The sequence below is a fragment of the Halorubrum sp. SD690R genome (assembly GCF_005435035.1).
Lineage (GTDB): Archaea > Halobacteriota > Halobacteria > Halobacteriales > Haloferacaceae > Halorubrum > Halorubrum ezzemoulense.
Genome location: NZ_SGTV01000008.1, coordinates 1 through 13,048 on the forward strand (window position 1 = coordinate 1; position 13,048 = coordinate 13,048).

Annotated in this window: 11 protein-coding genes; 7 read left to right on the top strand and 4 right to left on the bottom strand. The window is 72.9% G+C overall.

Annotation, left to right across the window (positions count from 1 at the left end; translation table 11 throughout):
• Together EXE41_RS06560 and EXE41_RS06565 are read right to left on the bottom strand one after the other, a co-directional pair.
• A partial coding sequence (locus EXE41_RS06560) for an alcohol dehydrogenase catalytic domain-containing protein (RefSeq protein ID WP_137690651.1) occupies window positions 1-843 on the bottom strand: 843 nt, incomplete at its 3' end.
• Window positions 844-935: 92 nt separating this feature from the next.
• Window positions 936-2,021 carry a sulfite exporter TauE/SafE family protein gene (locus tag EXE41_RS06565; protein ID WP_086216994.1) on the bottom strand — a complete coding sequence of 362 codons (1,086 nt, stop codon included), beginning with the start codon at window positions 2,019-2,021 and terminating at the stop codon, window positions 936-938.
• Between the two features lie 216 nt (window positions 2,022-2,237).
• On the opposite strand from EXE41_RS06565, the gene EXE41_RS19880 reads away from it, so the two are divergent.
• The 5 genes from EXE41_RS19880 to EXE41_RS06585 all read left to right on the top strand — a co-directional run bounded on the left by EXE41_RS19880 (window position 2,238) and on the right by EXE41_RS06585 (window position 8,766).
• Window positions 2,238-2,366, top strand: coding sequence for a hypothetical protein (locus tag EXE41_RS19880; RefSeq protein WP_256370414.1), 129 nt, complete (start codon window positions 2,238-2,240; stop codon window positions 2,364-2,366).
• The gene (locus EXE41_RS06570; RefSeq protein WP_137690601.1) at window positions 2,363-4,774 is read left to right on the top strand and encodes a type II/IV secretion system ATPase subunit; all 2,412 of its coding nucleotides are present in this window, start codon (window positions 2,363-2,365) and stop codon (window positions 4,772-4,774) included. The genes EXE41_RS19880 and EXE41_RS06570 overlap by 4 nt, the downstream gene beginning before the upstream one ends.
• On the top strand, window positions 4,771-6,894 hold the full coding sequence (locus tag EXE41_RS06575) for a type II secretion system F family protein (protein WP_241987203.1): 2,124 nt from the start codon (window positions 4,771-4,773) through the stop codon (window positions 6,892-6,894). The genes EXE41_RS06570 and EXE41_RS06575 overlap by 4 nt, the downstream gene beginning before the upstream one ends.
• A gap of 73 nt (window positions 6,895-6,967) precedes the next feature.
• Window positions 6,968-7,639 carry a hypothetical protein gene (locus EXE41_RS06580; protein ID WP_049931854.1) on the top strand — a complete coding sequence of 224 codons (672 nt, stop codon included), beginning with the start codon at window positions 6,968-6,970 and terminating at the stop codon, window positions 7,637-7,639.
• 431 nt (window positions 7,640-8,070) lie between these two features.
• Window positions 8,071-8,766, top strand: a complete 696-nt coding sequence (locus tag EXE41_RS06585) for a hypothetical protein (protein WP_137690602.1) — start codon at window positions 8,071-8,073, stop codon at window positions 8,764-8,766.
• Window positions 8,767-8,806: 40 nt separating this feature from the next.
• Here the strand turns inward: EXE41_RS06585 and EXE41_RS06590 are convergent, their stop codons facing one another.
• Window positions 8,807-9,295, bottom strand: coding sequence for a cupin domain-containing protein (locus EXE41_RS06590; RefSeq protein ID WP_137690603.1), 489 nt, complete (start codon window positions 9,293-9,295; stop codon window positions 8,807-8,809).
• 339 nt (window positions 9,296-9,634) lie between these two features.
• Here EXE41_RS06590 and EXE41_RS06595 point away from each other — a divergent pair, with 339 nt between their 5' ends.
• Entirely contained in the window at window positions 9,635-11,206 is a 1,572-nt protein-coding gene (locus EXE41_RS06595; protein ID WP_199240860.1) for an alpha-isopropylmalate synthase regulatory domain-containing protein, read from the top strand.
• 51 nt (window positions 11,207-11,257) lie between these two features.
• Window positions 11,258-11,569, top strand: a complete 312-nt coding sequence (locus tag EXE41_RS06600) for a hypothetical protein (RefSeq protein WP_049931849.1) — start codon at window positions 11,258-11,260, stop codon at window positions 11,567-11,569.
• 27 nt (window positions 11,570-11,596) lie between these two features.
• Here EXE41_RS06600 and EXE41_RS06605 read toward each other — a convergent pair whose 3' ends face one another.
• Complete coding sequence (locus tag EXE41_RS06605) at window positions 11,597-13,042, bottom strand: MATE family efflux transporter (RefSeq protein ID WP_094592884.1); 1,446 nt, start codon at window positions 13,040-13,042, stop codon at window positions 11,597-11,599.
• Between the last annotated feature and the right edge of the window lie 6 nt (window positions 13,043-13,048).

Here is a 13,048-nt window from a genome sequence, read left to right on the forward strand (position 1 = left end):
CCCCTCGACGGCGCCCCGCGTCCCGACCAGCTGCTGGGCGTCGACCGACACCGGCTCGCCGGGGATCCCGGCGACGATCACCGAACCGTCGATCCCGAGCCCACCCACGACCGACTCGATGGCGTCGCTCGCGGGGGCAGTCGTGAGGACGACGCTCGCGCCGCCCAGCTCCGAGAGCCGCGCGGCCGGGTCCGACTCCGCGGCGTTCACGAAGTGGTCGGCCCCGAGGTCCCTCGCGAGCGGCTCCTTCTCGGGGGTACGCGAGATCGCGACCGTCTCGTAGCCGGCGGCGTGCGCGTACTGGACCGCGAGGTGACCGAGCCCGCCGACGCCGACGACGGCGACGAGGTCGCCGGCGCGGGCGTCGGAGTTACGCAGGGCGTTGTAGGTAGTGATCCCGGCGCAAAGCAGCGGGGCGGCGTCGACAGCGTCGAGGCCGTCCGGGATCGCCGCCAGCGCCTCGGCGGGGACGGTGGCGTACTCGGCGTAGCCGCCGTCGAACGTGAGCCCGGTGATCTCGGCATTCTCGCACTGAAGGAACTGCCCGCGGCGACACGGCTCGCAGGTGAAACAGTGGCCGCCGTGCCACCCCGCGCCGACGCGCTCGCCCGGCTCCCACGCGTCGACATCGGCGCCGACCGCGTCGACGCGCCCGGCGACCTCGTGGCCGGGGACGCGCGGGTAGTCCACGCCGGGATAGCCGCCCTCGACGACGAACTCGTCGCTGCGGCAGATCCCGCACGCCTCGACGGCGACCCGGACCTCGCCGGGGTCCGGTTCCGGCACGTCGCGCTCCACGAGTTCGAACTCGGCTCCGGGCTCCGGCACGACCGCGGCACGCATGGTGTCCGTCATCGGAACACGCTCCGGTCGAGACGATCAAGAAGCTGACGCCGGCGGCGATACGACCGGTCGGCGGCGGGGGGCGTCAGCCCTCAGATCCCGCCGGCGGCCATCGCGAACAGCGCGACTGCGATGACCGCGAACAGGCCGCCCACGCCCGCCTTGATCGTCCCGGTGTCCAGCGCGGTCGAGACGTACGGGGCGATCTGCCCGCCGAGCGTCGTCGCCGGGACCGTCCAGACGACCATGTTCCACGGCGTCGTCGCCAGGTCCATCGTGTGGCCGCCGACCAGTCCGCCGCCGAACACGTGGACGACGGACGCCAAGACGGCAGTCGTCGCGACGACGATGTGGTTGGTGCCGATCGCCACGCGGACCGGGACCTGCGTCCGGAGCATCGAGATGATCCCGAGCTCGCCGATCCCGAAGCCGGCGAGCCCCTGGAACACCCCGCCGACGCTGTAGTTGAGGAACCGTTCGAGGTAGCCGCCGCGGGAGTAGGTGTAGTCGTCGCCGTCGCGGTCGACCCGGGTGACGGTGCCGGACTCGTCGGTGTCGACGCCTGCCGGCCCGAGCTTGTTATCGTCGTCGGGGAGATCCGGTGACGAGCCGCCGTCGGTCGCGACCTCCTCGTCGCCCCCGCTCTCGGTGGGGTCGCCGTGGGCCAAGTTGGCCTTGAACAGCAGGTACGAGGCCGCCAGAAGCGCGACCCCCAACAGCGCGTGGAACACCGGTTCGGGGATCACGAACGAGAGGAGCGCCCCGCCGACGACGAACGGGACGCCGCCCAACACGAGCGAGAGCGAGAGCCGGCGGTCGACGAGCCCGTACTGGATGAACGCGAGCGACGAACTCGACAGCCCGAACGACTCGCTGATGAGGCCGATCTTCACCAGCGTCGTCGGCTCCAGCGGGTAGGCGACCAGCGGGAAGGCGAAGATGAGGAACGGCACGAACAGCGCCGACCCGCTGATCCCGACGGTGTTGACGATCGTGGCGCCGGCGGTGAAGACCGCGAACAGCCACCAGTACTCGGTCCAGTAGCCGACGCCGGCGTCGGCGGGCGTCGGCGCGAAGGCGTACACGCCCCCGACGAACGCGAGGGGAGCGAGGAAGACGAAGACGTGCTGATAGCGCAGAAAGGCGCGCTGAACGTCGCTCGACAGTGACGTGCTCATTGAGGCGTGGAACGCGGGTTACGGGGAGACGAATAAATGCGTTTTCACACGTCACGATAGTGATGATCGATCGTCACCGTCGCGGAGCGCGTCGGAGCGGGTACCGCACCTTCGATATCCGACCGGACGAGCGCACGTTTTCGCGGCGTGAAATGAATGGACAGTGACAGAAAAGAAACGGTTAAACGGAGCCGTAGATCACCCGCGGATCGAACGATGACACGGGATCTCGGGACCGCGGCGCACGGCGTCTCGGGGACGGCGACGCGCCCGCCGGGCGCGATAGACGCGATAAGCGGAGAGACGACGACTGCGGACCGGCGGAGCCGGAGGACGGGGCGGTGAGCGACGGAGCGACCCTCCGGATCGTCGACGAGCCCGACGAGGGGTCGAGCGGTGCGGTCCCCGCGCCGGTGCCGCCGGACGACCCCGAGGCGTGGTACGCCCCGGACGTCCGGGCGCAGTACGAGGCCGCCCCCGGCGTGGTGGCGACCGTCCGCGAGCGCGACGGCGGGCGGTTCGGCTACGACGCCCGCGAACCGCCGCTGTCGGTCGGGGACGAGCGCGCGCTCGACCGCGTCCGGGACCGCTTCTCCGCAGTGCGGCACCGTCGCCCGCTCACCCGGGTCGGGGTCGTCGAGCGCTCCGAGGCCGGGTTCGAGCCGAAGTACGCGGAGGCGATCGACCGGTTGGTGGACGCGAGCGCCGCCGCGCGTCGACGGATCGACTACCACGCGCTGCGGGAGTTCCGGCTGCTCGGCGCGCTCACGCCGATCGCCTTGGACGACCGAATCGAGGTGGCCGACGTGGGCGACGACCGCGAGCTTGTCGTCCACACCGAGACGTTCGCGCCGCTGGAGACGGGGATCGACGCCGACGCCGACTACGTCGAACGCGTGGCGGCCGAGCGGCTCGCGCAGTACACCGTCGAGTTCGCCGGGCTCGCGGTCGAGGTGGTCCTCTACCGCGAGCGGCTGCTCGGCTCGGACGCGTTCGAGACGAAGTACGCCGTGCTAGAGCCGGACCTTCTGCCCGGCGACGAGGAGCTCATCGAGGAGTGTAAGTCGCGGATCTGGGAGACGACCGTCAGCGACGTGATCGAGGATCGGGAGTCGTTCGTCGCCGCCCGCGCCCGCCGCTTCCTCTCGCGGCGGCTGACCGCGCGCAACACCCGGGCGTGGCTCGACGCCGCCGCGTACCGGGCGAGGTCGGCGCTCGCGGACCGGGGGCTCGTCGCGCCGCCCGTCGACTCGCGGTTCGCCCGCGACCGGCTCGACGACCTCGCGTACTACGTGCTGCGCGACTTCGTCGGCGAGGGGATCCTCACGGTCCCGATCCGCGACCCGCACCTCGAAGACGTGGAGGCGAACCGGGTCGGAGAGCGCGTGAAGGTCGTCCCGCGCGCGTCCGTCCTCTCCGGCGCGGCGGACGAGACGGGCCGTTCCGCCGCCGCGAGCCGGGGTGACGGCGAGGCCCCGGCGGTCGGCTCTCGGATCCCGACGAACCTCGCGTTCGAGGACGAGACGACGTTCGTCGACGTCGTCACGGGGATCGCCGCCCGCGACGGGACGGAGCTCAACGCCTCGACGCCCTCAGCGAAGGTGAACCTCGAACTCGACGGCGTGCCGCAGACGATCCGGTGTGCGGTGGCGCTCCCGGTCATCTCCGAGGGCGGCCCGCACGTCTCGATCCGGAAGCAGCGCGCAGACGCGCTCACCCCGGTCGACCTGATCGAGCGCGGGACCCTGTCGGTCGACCTCGTGACGCTGCTGTGGCTGCTGTACGAACACCGCGGGGTCGTCCTCTTCGCCGGACCGACGGGGGTCGGCAAGACGACGCTGCTCAACGCTCACGCGCCGTTCATCCCGTTCGACGCCCGACCGGTCTCCGTCGACGAGGGCTCCCGCGAGGTCCGGCTCCCCCACGAGACGGGCGTCTCGCTCACCACGCGCGACCACGAGGACGCCTACAAGTCGGTGGGAATGGCCGAGCTGATGACCGAGGCCAACTACCTCAACCCTGACGTGGAGGTCATCGCCGAGATCAACACCCCGGAGAGCTTCGAGACCTTCGCGGAGAGCCTGAACACCGGCCACGGCGTGATCGGGACGACGCACGCGGAGGACATCGAGGCGCTGGCGAACCGCCTGCGCGAGCGCGACCTGCCCGCGCGCCTGCTGCGGGAGGTCGACCTCGTCGTCTTCCCGCGGCGGGTCGACGGCGAGCGGTACGTCTCGCGGGCGATCGAGCCGCTCTCCGAGGCCGCGTACGACGGCCTCGGCCCGGAGGCGACGCGGAGCCCGACCGGCGACCCGAAGCGCGGCGGTGCGGGCGTCGTCGAGGCGGGCGGGGAGTCCGTCCGGTACAACACGGTCGCGTGGCGCGACGGCGACGGGACGTTCCGGTTCCCCGGCGCGCCGGGCGGCGACGCGGACGGGGCGGCGTCGAGCGCGACCGCGGCGGGCGAAGCTCCGGGCGGCGGTCGGGACAGCGACCCGCTGTTCCGCGCCTTCGACCGGATCGCAAGCCGGACCGACCGTGACCGCGAGGCAGTCGCCGCCGAGTTCGCGTCGAAGCGTCGGTACGTGGAGTTCCTCGTGCGAGACGGCGTCGACGACCCGGACGAACTGTTCGAGTTCCTCGCCGACCTGCGTACCGACGAGGCCGCGACCGTCGAGCGCGCCGCGCGGATGATGGACCGCGACGACGGGGGCGAGAGCCGAGACGAGTCAGCGGAACGGGGGCGGCCGTGAGCCGGCGTCGCGCGACCGAAACGGTCGGCTCCGAGGCGAACAGCGCGAGCGCGGCCGGGACGTGCGCGGGCCAATCGGACGCGGCGCACGCGGACCGAGCGGACGCGGCGCACGCGGACCGAGCGGACGCGGCGAGTGTAGACGCGACAGGCGAGACGGGCGCGGACGACCCCGTCGCGGCGGGCGGGCGGTTCGCGGTCGTCGGCCGGGTCTGCTACGCGCTGTTCGCGCGCCACGCGAGCGACCGGCGGCACGACGCCGACCGGAAGCGGTACCGCGGCACCGCGCTCGACACCGGGTTCGAGACGTACCTCTCGGGGGCGTACGGGCTCTCGTGGATCGTCGCGGCCGCCGCCTTCCTGCCCGCGCTGGTCGTCGCGGCGGGCGCGGCGCCCGCGGTCGCGGCCGCGGTCGAGGCGCGGTTCGGCGCGGCGTTGCTCGCAGCAGGGTCGACGGCGACGCCGGCCCCGACGCCGGACTCGGTCGGCCCGCTCCGCACGGACCGGGCCGCGCTGCTCGTCGCTACCGGTGTCGCGCTCCTCGCCAAGCGCGCGACGGTCGCGGTGGCCGGACTCCACCTGCGGTGGGTGGTCGCGACGCGGCGGACGGACATCGAGCGCACCCTCCCGGGGGCGGTGCGCTACCTCGAACTGCTCTCCTCGGGGAGCGACGAGCCGCGGGCCATGCTCCGGAAGGCGGCCGACGGCGACGCGTACGGCGGCACCGCGACCTCGTTCCGGAAGGCGCTCAACGCCGCCCGGCTCGCGGGGAGCCTCGACGAGGGGCTCCGGCGCGTGGCGCGGGACACCCCGTCGCGGGAGCTGCTCGCGCCGTTCCTCCTCAAGTTCCGGAAACACGCTGCCACCGGCGACGAGGCGCTCTCCGAGTTCCTCGCGACCGAGCGCCGGATGCTCTCGCACCGGCAGGACCGCGCCCGGAAGCGAGCCCGGCGGTTCCTCGAACTGCTCACGGAGCTGTTCGTCGCCGTGTTGGTGTTGCCGGCGCTTCTCGTCATCGGCGCGACCGCGCTGTCGGTCGTGATCCCCGAGCTGCTCCCGCCGGTCTCGACGCCGGTCGGCGTGGTCCCGACCCGGGCGGTCGTCCTCTACGGCGCGGTCGCGTTCCTCGTCGCGTTCGGCCTCGCGGCGGCGGTCGCGGTGGGCACGCTCCGCCCGCCGAGCCAGCGGGCGAGCTACGAGGCGCCGGCGAGCCCGCGGGCGGTCCTCGCGACCGCCGGGCGCAACCCCGCGAGCACGGCCGTCGTCGCCGCGGGGCCGGCGGTCGCCCTCGCGCTCTGGCTCGCGGTCGCGGGCTACACGCTGGTCAACGTCGCCCTCGTCGGCTACGCCGCCTTCGCGGTGCCCGTCGGGCTCGTCGCGGCGCGCCGCACGCGGATCGACGACGCGAAGGACCGCGAACTCGCCGACTTCGTCCACGCCGTCTCGGGCCACGTCGCGCAGGGGCGCCCCCTCGAGGCCGCGGTGGCGGCGGTCGCGCGCGACGCCGACCTCGGCGTCCTCGACGACGACGTGGCCGACCTGGCGTTCGCGCTGCGGTCGACGACCGCGCCCGCCGACTCGGCCCGTTCGGAGCCCGGAGCCGGCTCACCGGAGGAGCCGACCGCGGTCGACCTCCGCGGGGCCGCCATCGAGCGGTTCGTCGACCGCGTCGACACGCCGCTCGCCGCGCGGACGCTCGGGCTCGTCACGGGGGCGTTGAACGCCGGCAGCGACGCCGACGCCGTCTTCGAGACGCTCCGCATCGAGGTCGGGCGGCTGTACAGCGAGCAGCGCGCGCTCCGCTCGTCGATGCAGCCGTACATCGCCGTCGGCTGGGCCGCGGCGGTCCTCGTCGCCGGCGTCGTCGCGGTCGTCAACACGCAGGTCGTCGACGCCGCGCGGCTCGCGGAGTTCGCGGCCGCGTCCGAGGCCGTGACGGAGCCGGAGGGGGTATACCCCGAGTTGGAGCGGTTCCGACTGTACGTCGTCACGCAGGCGACCGTGCTGGCGTCCGGGTGGTTCGCCGGGACCGCCGCGCGAGGGCGGTACGCCGCGCTGCTCCACTCGGGCGCGCTGGTGGCGTGCTGTTACGTGGTGTTCACCGTGGGTGGGTTGGTGTGAGGCCGGAGCGATACCGGTGTGGACGCCGCGCCGACACGAGGCTTTTCAGCCGTGCCCGCGTAGGACCGCTCCCATGGACGAGAAGACCGCCGAACTCCGCGACCTGTTCGTCGACGCCACCGGCTCGGAGACGGTCACCGAACGCCAGGAGGCGGAGCGGGGGACCCTCGTCAATCGCGACGACGCCAGCGAGGGGGTCCGCGACCTCGTCGCCGCGATGCGGGAGCGGTACGGCTTCTCGACGCCGCTCGACGACGCCGCCTACGCGCTGGTCGCCCGCGGCCGGTTCGCAGACGAGAGCGACGCGGCGGTCGCGGCGGCGATCCGCGACGAACTCGGCGATCGCGAGGACGGCGACGCCGAGGTCGATCCGGACGATATCGACGCCGAGACCGTCCGGAAGGCGCGTCTCGACCTCCACCTCGTCCGCGAGTCGGACCGTAAGGTCGGGACCGACGACGGCGCCGACCCGCCGTTCGCGTACGCCGACCTGAAGCGGCTCACCGCCGCCGGGAACTCGATCGTCGAGTGCGCCGAGGAACTGGACGCCGCGCCGGACACGGTCGCCCGGTACGCCGCCGTCGCACGCACCGACATCGCCTCCACGCGGGCGAACGACCGCTTCCGCGACGCGTTCCGCGACCTCCTTACCGACGCCGATATCGAGGGATCGCTCGCGAGCGACGCCCGCGAGGACGGCCTCCGCGAGGCGACCGAAGACATCGAGACGGACGTGTCCTTATAAATAGTCGACGACTGAGCGGCGGCGAACACCTCCAAAGCCCCAGCCGCTCGTTTGTAAATGGATGCTGACGGATCCGTAACGAACACCTCCAAAGCCCCAGCCGCTCGTTTGTAAATGGATGCTGACGGATCCGTAACGAACACCTCCAAAGCCCCAGCCGCGAGGACTCGCGCGGCTCGCTGCGGTCCTCAGTCAGTCGCTGGCGCTCCTTCCTTGCGGTCCTTGCGTCGCCGTGCTTCGTCCTCGCGGCTGCCCCTTTGAGTCCCGCCCCGCACAGCACCGCAGCCTCACACCTCCCCAGCCTCGTCGCTGGCACCCTCCGCTTCGCTCCGGGGCCAGCGACTCCCTCGCGCGTGCTCCTCGCGCCCGGTGGGCGCTCGGAGGCACGCGCCGTCGTTCATTTATAAACGAAGCCGCGGCCAGCGGCTCGCGTGACCCTCGTCCCGTTCAGCGACTTGGCCCGCGCGGCGTACTGTCCCCGCCAACTCTACTACGTTCGGCGCGACGACGAGCGAAGCGTCCCCCCGAAGGCGCGCGAGCGCATCGGACTGGCGTTCCGGTACGACGAACTCGTCGACGCGCCCGATCGGGCGCTCCGGCAGCTTCCGCTTCACCGATCGCCCGCGGCCTACCGCCGGAATCTGGACCGCCTGCGCGAGCGCGACCTGTACGGGAGCCTCGTCGACCCCGCGAGCGAGCGCGGGTTCCTCTCGGGCAGGGACTGCCACGGCACCGTTCACAAGGTGCTGGAACCGAGCGGAGGGGCGGAGGACCCGGACGAGACGGAACAGTCTCCCCCGCCGATTCCGACGCTGGTCTCGTCGGGCGAGCCGCCGGAGAACGGCGTGTGGGAGCCGCAGGCGGTCCGTGCGGTCGGGATCGCGAAGGCGCTGGCGTGGGAGCGCGAGCGCGAGCTACCGCGCGCGCTGGTCGAGTACCCGGCCGTCGGGGTCGTCCGCGAGGTCCGGCTCACGCTCCGGAAGAAGGCGGCGTACCGCGAGGCGCTCCGCGCGGCGCGGTCGATCGACGGGCCCCCGCCGCGCGTCGACGACGGCCGCTGTTCGACCTGCGACTACGCCGCCGAGTGCGGCACGCGGCGGCGGTCGCTCCGGTCGCTGCTGGGCTGAGGCGGCGCGGGCGGTGGTCACCGAGCGCCGCAAACGATCCTCACGGCGAAAACGACGTGCCGCACTCGGTACAGGTGAACCGGAACCGGCCCTCGTCGGTGAGTTCGGTGTCGTGGACCCGTTCTTCGCCGCAGTCACGGCACTCGACGATCGACTCGATCCGGTCCCAGTCGTGGCGCGCGCCCGGCGCGCCGATCGCCCACGCGACCACCCCCTCGTCGGCGTCCTCGGGGACGAATCCGGACTGGAACTCGCCGGGCGCGAAGCGGATCGCCTCGCCGGGGCCGACCTCGACGCGCTCGCGCTCGCGCCCGGCCTCGAACGTGGCGGTGCCCGAGCGCACGTAGAATATCTCCTCCTGGTCGCCGTGAGTGTGGAGGCCGCCGGAAAAGGCGTCGCCGGGCGCGAGCTCGAAGTAGTTCATCGCGACGTGGTCGGCGCCGAGCGCGCGCGAGACCGGCTTTCGGATGTCGTGAACGCCCATCGGGTTCGTGACGACGTCGACGTCGTCGATCGCGGCTCGCTCCATGGGCGTCGCTCTCGGGGGCGGGTCGTAATCCTGTCGCCGGCCGCGTGTGAAACCGCCGGCGTGTGACGCTCTCGCCGACCCGCGCCGAGGATCCCTCAGCGATACCCCGGGTCGCGGCGAGGATCGCTCGGCCAAACCTGACGCGACCCGGCAGTTTATACGTGTGTACATTGTTCACACGGGTACGAATGACGCGAGACACTCGCGATCGTTCGGAGGATAGAGGAAGTCGCCTCGCGGCGGCTGGCCGCGAAATTCTCCGACGATAACGACTCCGGGGCACGACCGCCCCGCGGCGGCACCGACCCCGAGACCACCGCAGAACCGACGGACTCCCTTTTGACCCGAACACCACTCACTGACCTCGACGAGGTACAGCTACTCGACACCACCCTGCGCGACGGCGAACAGATGCCGGGCGTCTCGATGACCCCCGGCGAGAAGGTCGACGTGGCCCGCGAGCTCGACGCCGCGGGCGTCCACCTGATCGAGGCCGGCTCGGCGTGTACCTCGGCGGGCGAGCGCGAGGCGATCAGCCGCGTCGCCGACGAGGGAGTCGACGCGACCGTGACGAGCTTCGCCCGCGGGGTGCGGGCCGACGTGGACCACGCGCTCGACTGCGGCGTCGACGGGGTGAACCTCGTCGTCCCCGCCTCCGACAAGCACGTCGAGACGAAGGTGGGGTCGACCCGCGACGAGGTCGTCGAGACGACCGTCGAACTCGTCGAGTACGCGACGGATCACGGTCTGTGGGTCGAGGTCCTCGGCGAGGACGGCTCGCGCGCCGACCTCGACTACCTCGAACGCCTGCTCGGCGCCGGGCTCGACGCCGGCGCGGACCGAATCTGCTACTGCGACACGGTCGGCGCGGCCGACCCCGAACGGACCGCCCGCGTCGTCTCGCGGCTCGCCGACCTCGGCCCGACGAGCCTCCACACCCACGACGACCTCGGGTTCGGACTGACGAACGTCCACGCGGGGCTGAAGGCCGGCGCCGACACCGTCCACGGCACCGTCCTCGGGGTCGGCGAGCGCGCCGGCAACGTCGCGCTCGAGGAGGTCGCCATCGCGCTCGGGGAGTCGTACGACGTCGACACGGTCGAGCTATCTCGGCTCTATCGGCTCTGCCGGGCCGTTTCAGAGGCAACCGGCGTCGCGCTCCCCCCGAACAAGGCCGTCTGCGGCGCGAACGCCTTCGCCCACGAGTCGGGGATCCACACGGACGGCACGTTGAAGGACGGGACGATGTACGAGCCGTACCCGCCCGAGACCGTCGGCCGGGAGCGCCGGCTCGTCCTCGGGAAGCACGCCGGGCGCGCGGGGGTGAAGGCGGCGCTCGCCGAGCACGACGTGGCGGTCGACGACGGCGAGCTGCGCGAGGTCGTCGCCCGCGTCAAGGAGCTCGGCGAGCGCGGCAAGCGGGTCACCGACGCCGACCTGCTCGCGATCGCCGACGACGTGCGCGGGCGCGAACGCGAGCGCCACGTGGAGCTCGTCGACCTCTCGGCGACCTCCGGCGGGAACCTCCCGACCGCCTCGGTGCGGCTCCGAGTCGGCGAGGACGAGCGCGTCGCCTCCGGCACCGGCGCGGGTCCCGTCGACGCCGGCCTCGAAGCGGTCCGCGCGGCGCTCGCGGGCGACGACGGCGGGCGCGGCGGGGACGCGGGCGCCGAGGCGGACGTCGCCTTCGAGCTCGACTCCTACCACGTCGACGCGATCACGGGCGGCACCGACGCGGTCGTCACGGTCGAGGTCGACCTCTCGCGGGGCGACCGCTCCGTGAGCGTCTCGGCGTCGGACGCGGACATCACCCGCGCGAGCGTCGTCGGGATGGTCGACGGGCTCGACCGGCTGCTCGCGGCGGAGGCAGACGCGACGGACGCCGACCCGAGCGCCGTCGCCGACGACTGAGCGCGCCGGCGTCTGACGAGGTTTTTATTCGAGGGCGGTCGATCGTCGGGTGTGAGCGTCGTCGTCGCGATCAAACCCTCGGCCCGCAAGCGGAACGCGAAGGTGGGACGGCTCGTCTTCGAGGACGGTCCCAGCCACACCTTCGAGAGCCGCGCGGCCGCCGAGCGCTGGGCGGACGACCTGTCGGCCGGCGACGGCCACGTCTGGGTCGCGAGCGCGCACCCCCGCGACGACGGCGACGCCGACTGTTACCTCGTCTCGCGGGCGACGAACGCGAAACTGGAGGCCGCCTACGACAAGCGCCGCCGCCGGCTCAGGGGCGACGCGGGGTCGGAGCAGGAGTCGCTCGGCGGCGAGCCGTAAGAGCGGGTTCGGAGGCGACCGCGGCGGCTACGACGATTTTTCGCCCGGCGTGGGGTCCGATTCGGCGCCCGATTGCGGGTCGGGGTCGGCGTCCGGGCCGGACCCGCGCGCGTCCATCATGTCCGCGGCGCGGGTCGCCCAACCCGAGTAGCGGAAGCCGGCGACGACGACGAGCGCCATCCACGCGTAGGCCGCGGACACGCCGACGTACGCGCCCGTGGGGCCGAGCCCGACGGTGCGTCCGAGCAGCCACGAGAGCCCGAGGAAGAGGCCGAACATCGCCGAGACGCGCGCGACGAGCGGGATCCGGGTCTCGCTCGCGCCCTGGAGCGACCCGGAGAGCGCGGAGAAGCAGGCGAGGGCCGCGCCGGCGAGCCCGTACACCCGCGCGAAGTCGACCGCGGACGCGACCGTCGCCGCGTCGTCGGTGAAGATCGGCACGATCCGCGGCGCGCCGATCACGAGCCCGAGCCCGATCGTTCCGACCGTGAGCACGCCGAGCCCGGCGACGGCCCAGCCGTCGAACCGCGCGCCCGCCGGGTCGCCCTCGCCGAGCGCCTGGCCGACGAGGACCGACGCCGCGACGTTGTAGCCGCGCGAGAGCGGGCCGGTCACCTGCTGGTAGACCCGGCGACCGATCTGGAAGCCGGCGTTGACCGACTCGCCGAAGCCGAGGAGGAGCGCGTTGAACGGGAACTCGGCGATCTCCGAGCCGAACCCCTCCAGCACGCGCGGGGCGCTCACCACGAGGAGCTGCTTCGCGATGGTGAGGTCGCGCGGCCACGCGAAGTCGGCGTCGGTCCACGACCCCCAGATGGCGAAACAGAGCAGCCCGGCGGTGAGCACGTTCGCGGTCGCGGTCGCGAGACCGACGCCGAACACCTCCAGCCGCGGGAAGCCGAACAGGCCGAGACCGAGGACGACGGAACCGGCGATGTTGACGGAGTTGGCGGCGATGTTGACGTACATCGGCGTGCGGGTGTCGCCGGTGCCCTGGAGCGCGCGGGCGCCGACGAGGGCGACGTGGCGCGCGGGGGCGGTCGCGAACACGATCGCGAGGTACGTCGACCCGAGGTCGACGACCGCGGGCGAGGTCCCCTCGCCCACCAGACGGCCGAACACGTCGATCGCGAGCTCGCCGAAGAGGACCCCGAAGAGGACGAACGGAATCCCGGCGAGCGCGCCGAGTACGATCGCCTGCGTCACCGCCTCGTCGCGGTTCTCAGCGGCGCCCGCGCCGGTGTCCTGCGAGGAGAGCGCGATGGCGCCGCCGCCGAGGCCGAGCCCGATCCGCAGCGGGAACCGGGCGTACAGGTCGGCGAGGCCGATCGCGACGACGGCGGCCGGGGAGAACAGCGCGGTGACCAGAATGTCGGTCGTCCGCATCGCGGTGCGGAACGTCTGCTCGGCCATCACGGGCCACGCGAGCGAGAACACGCGCTTCCAGACGCGCCGCAGCCGCGGGAGGTCCATGCGTCG

Bases quoted from the DNA above. Each gene is read 5' to 3' on its own strand.
- EXE41_RS06565 (WP_086216994.1), bottom strand. From the start codon at position 2,021: ATGAGCACGTCACTGTCGAGCGACGTTCAGCGCGCCTTTCTGCGCTAT.
- EXE41_RS19880 (WP_256370414.1), top strand. From the start codon at position 2,238: ATGACACGGGATCTCGGGACCGCGGCGCACGGCGTCTCGGGGACGGCG.
- EXE41_RS06580 (WP_049931854.1), top strand. From the start codon at position 6,968: ATGGACGAGAAGACCGCCGAACTCCGCGACCTGTTCGTCGACGCCACC.
- EXE41_RS06590 (WP_137690603.1), bottom strand. From the start codon at position 9,295: ATGGAGCGAGCCGCGATCGACGACGTCGACGTCGTCACGAACCCGATG.
- EXE41_RS06605 (WP_094592884.1), bottom strand. From the start codon at position 13,042: ATGGACCTCCCGCGGCTGCGGCGCGTCTGGAAGCGCGTGTTCTCGCTC.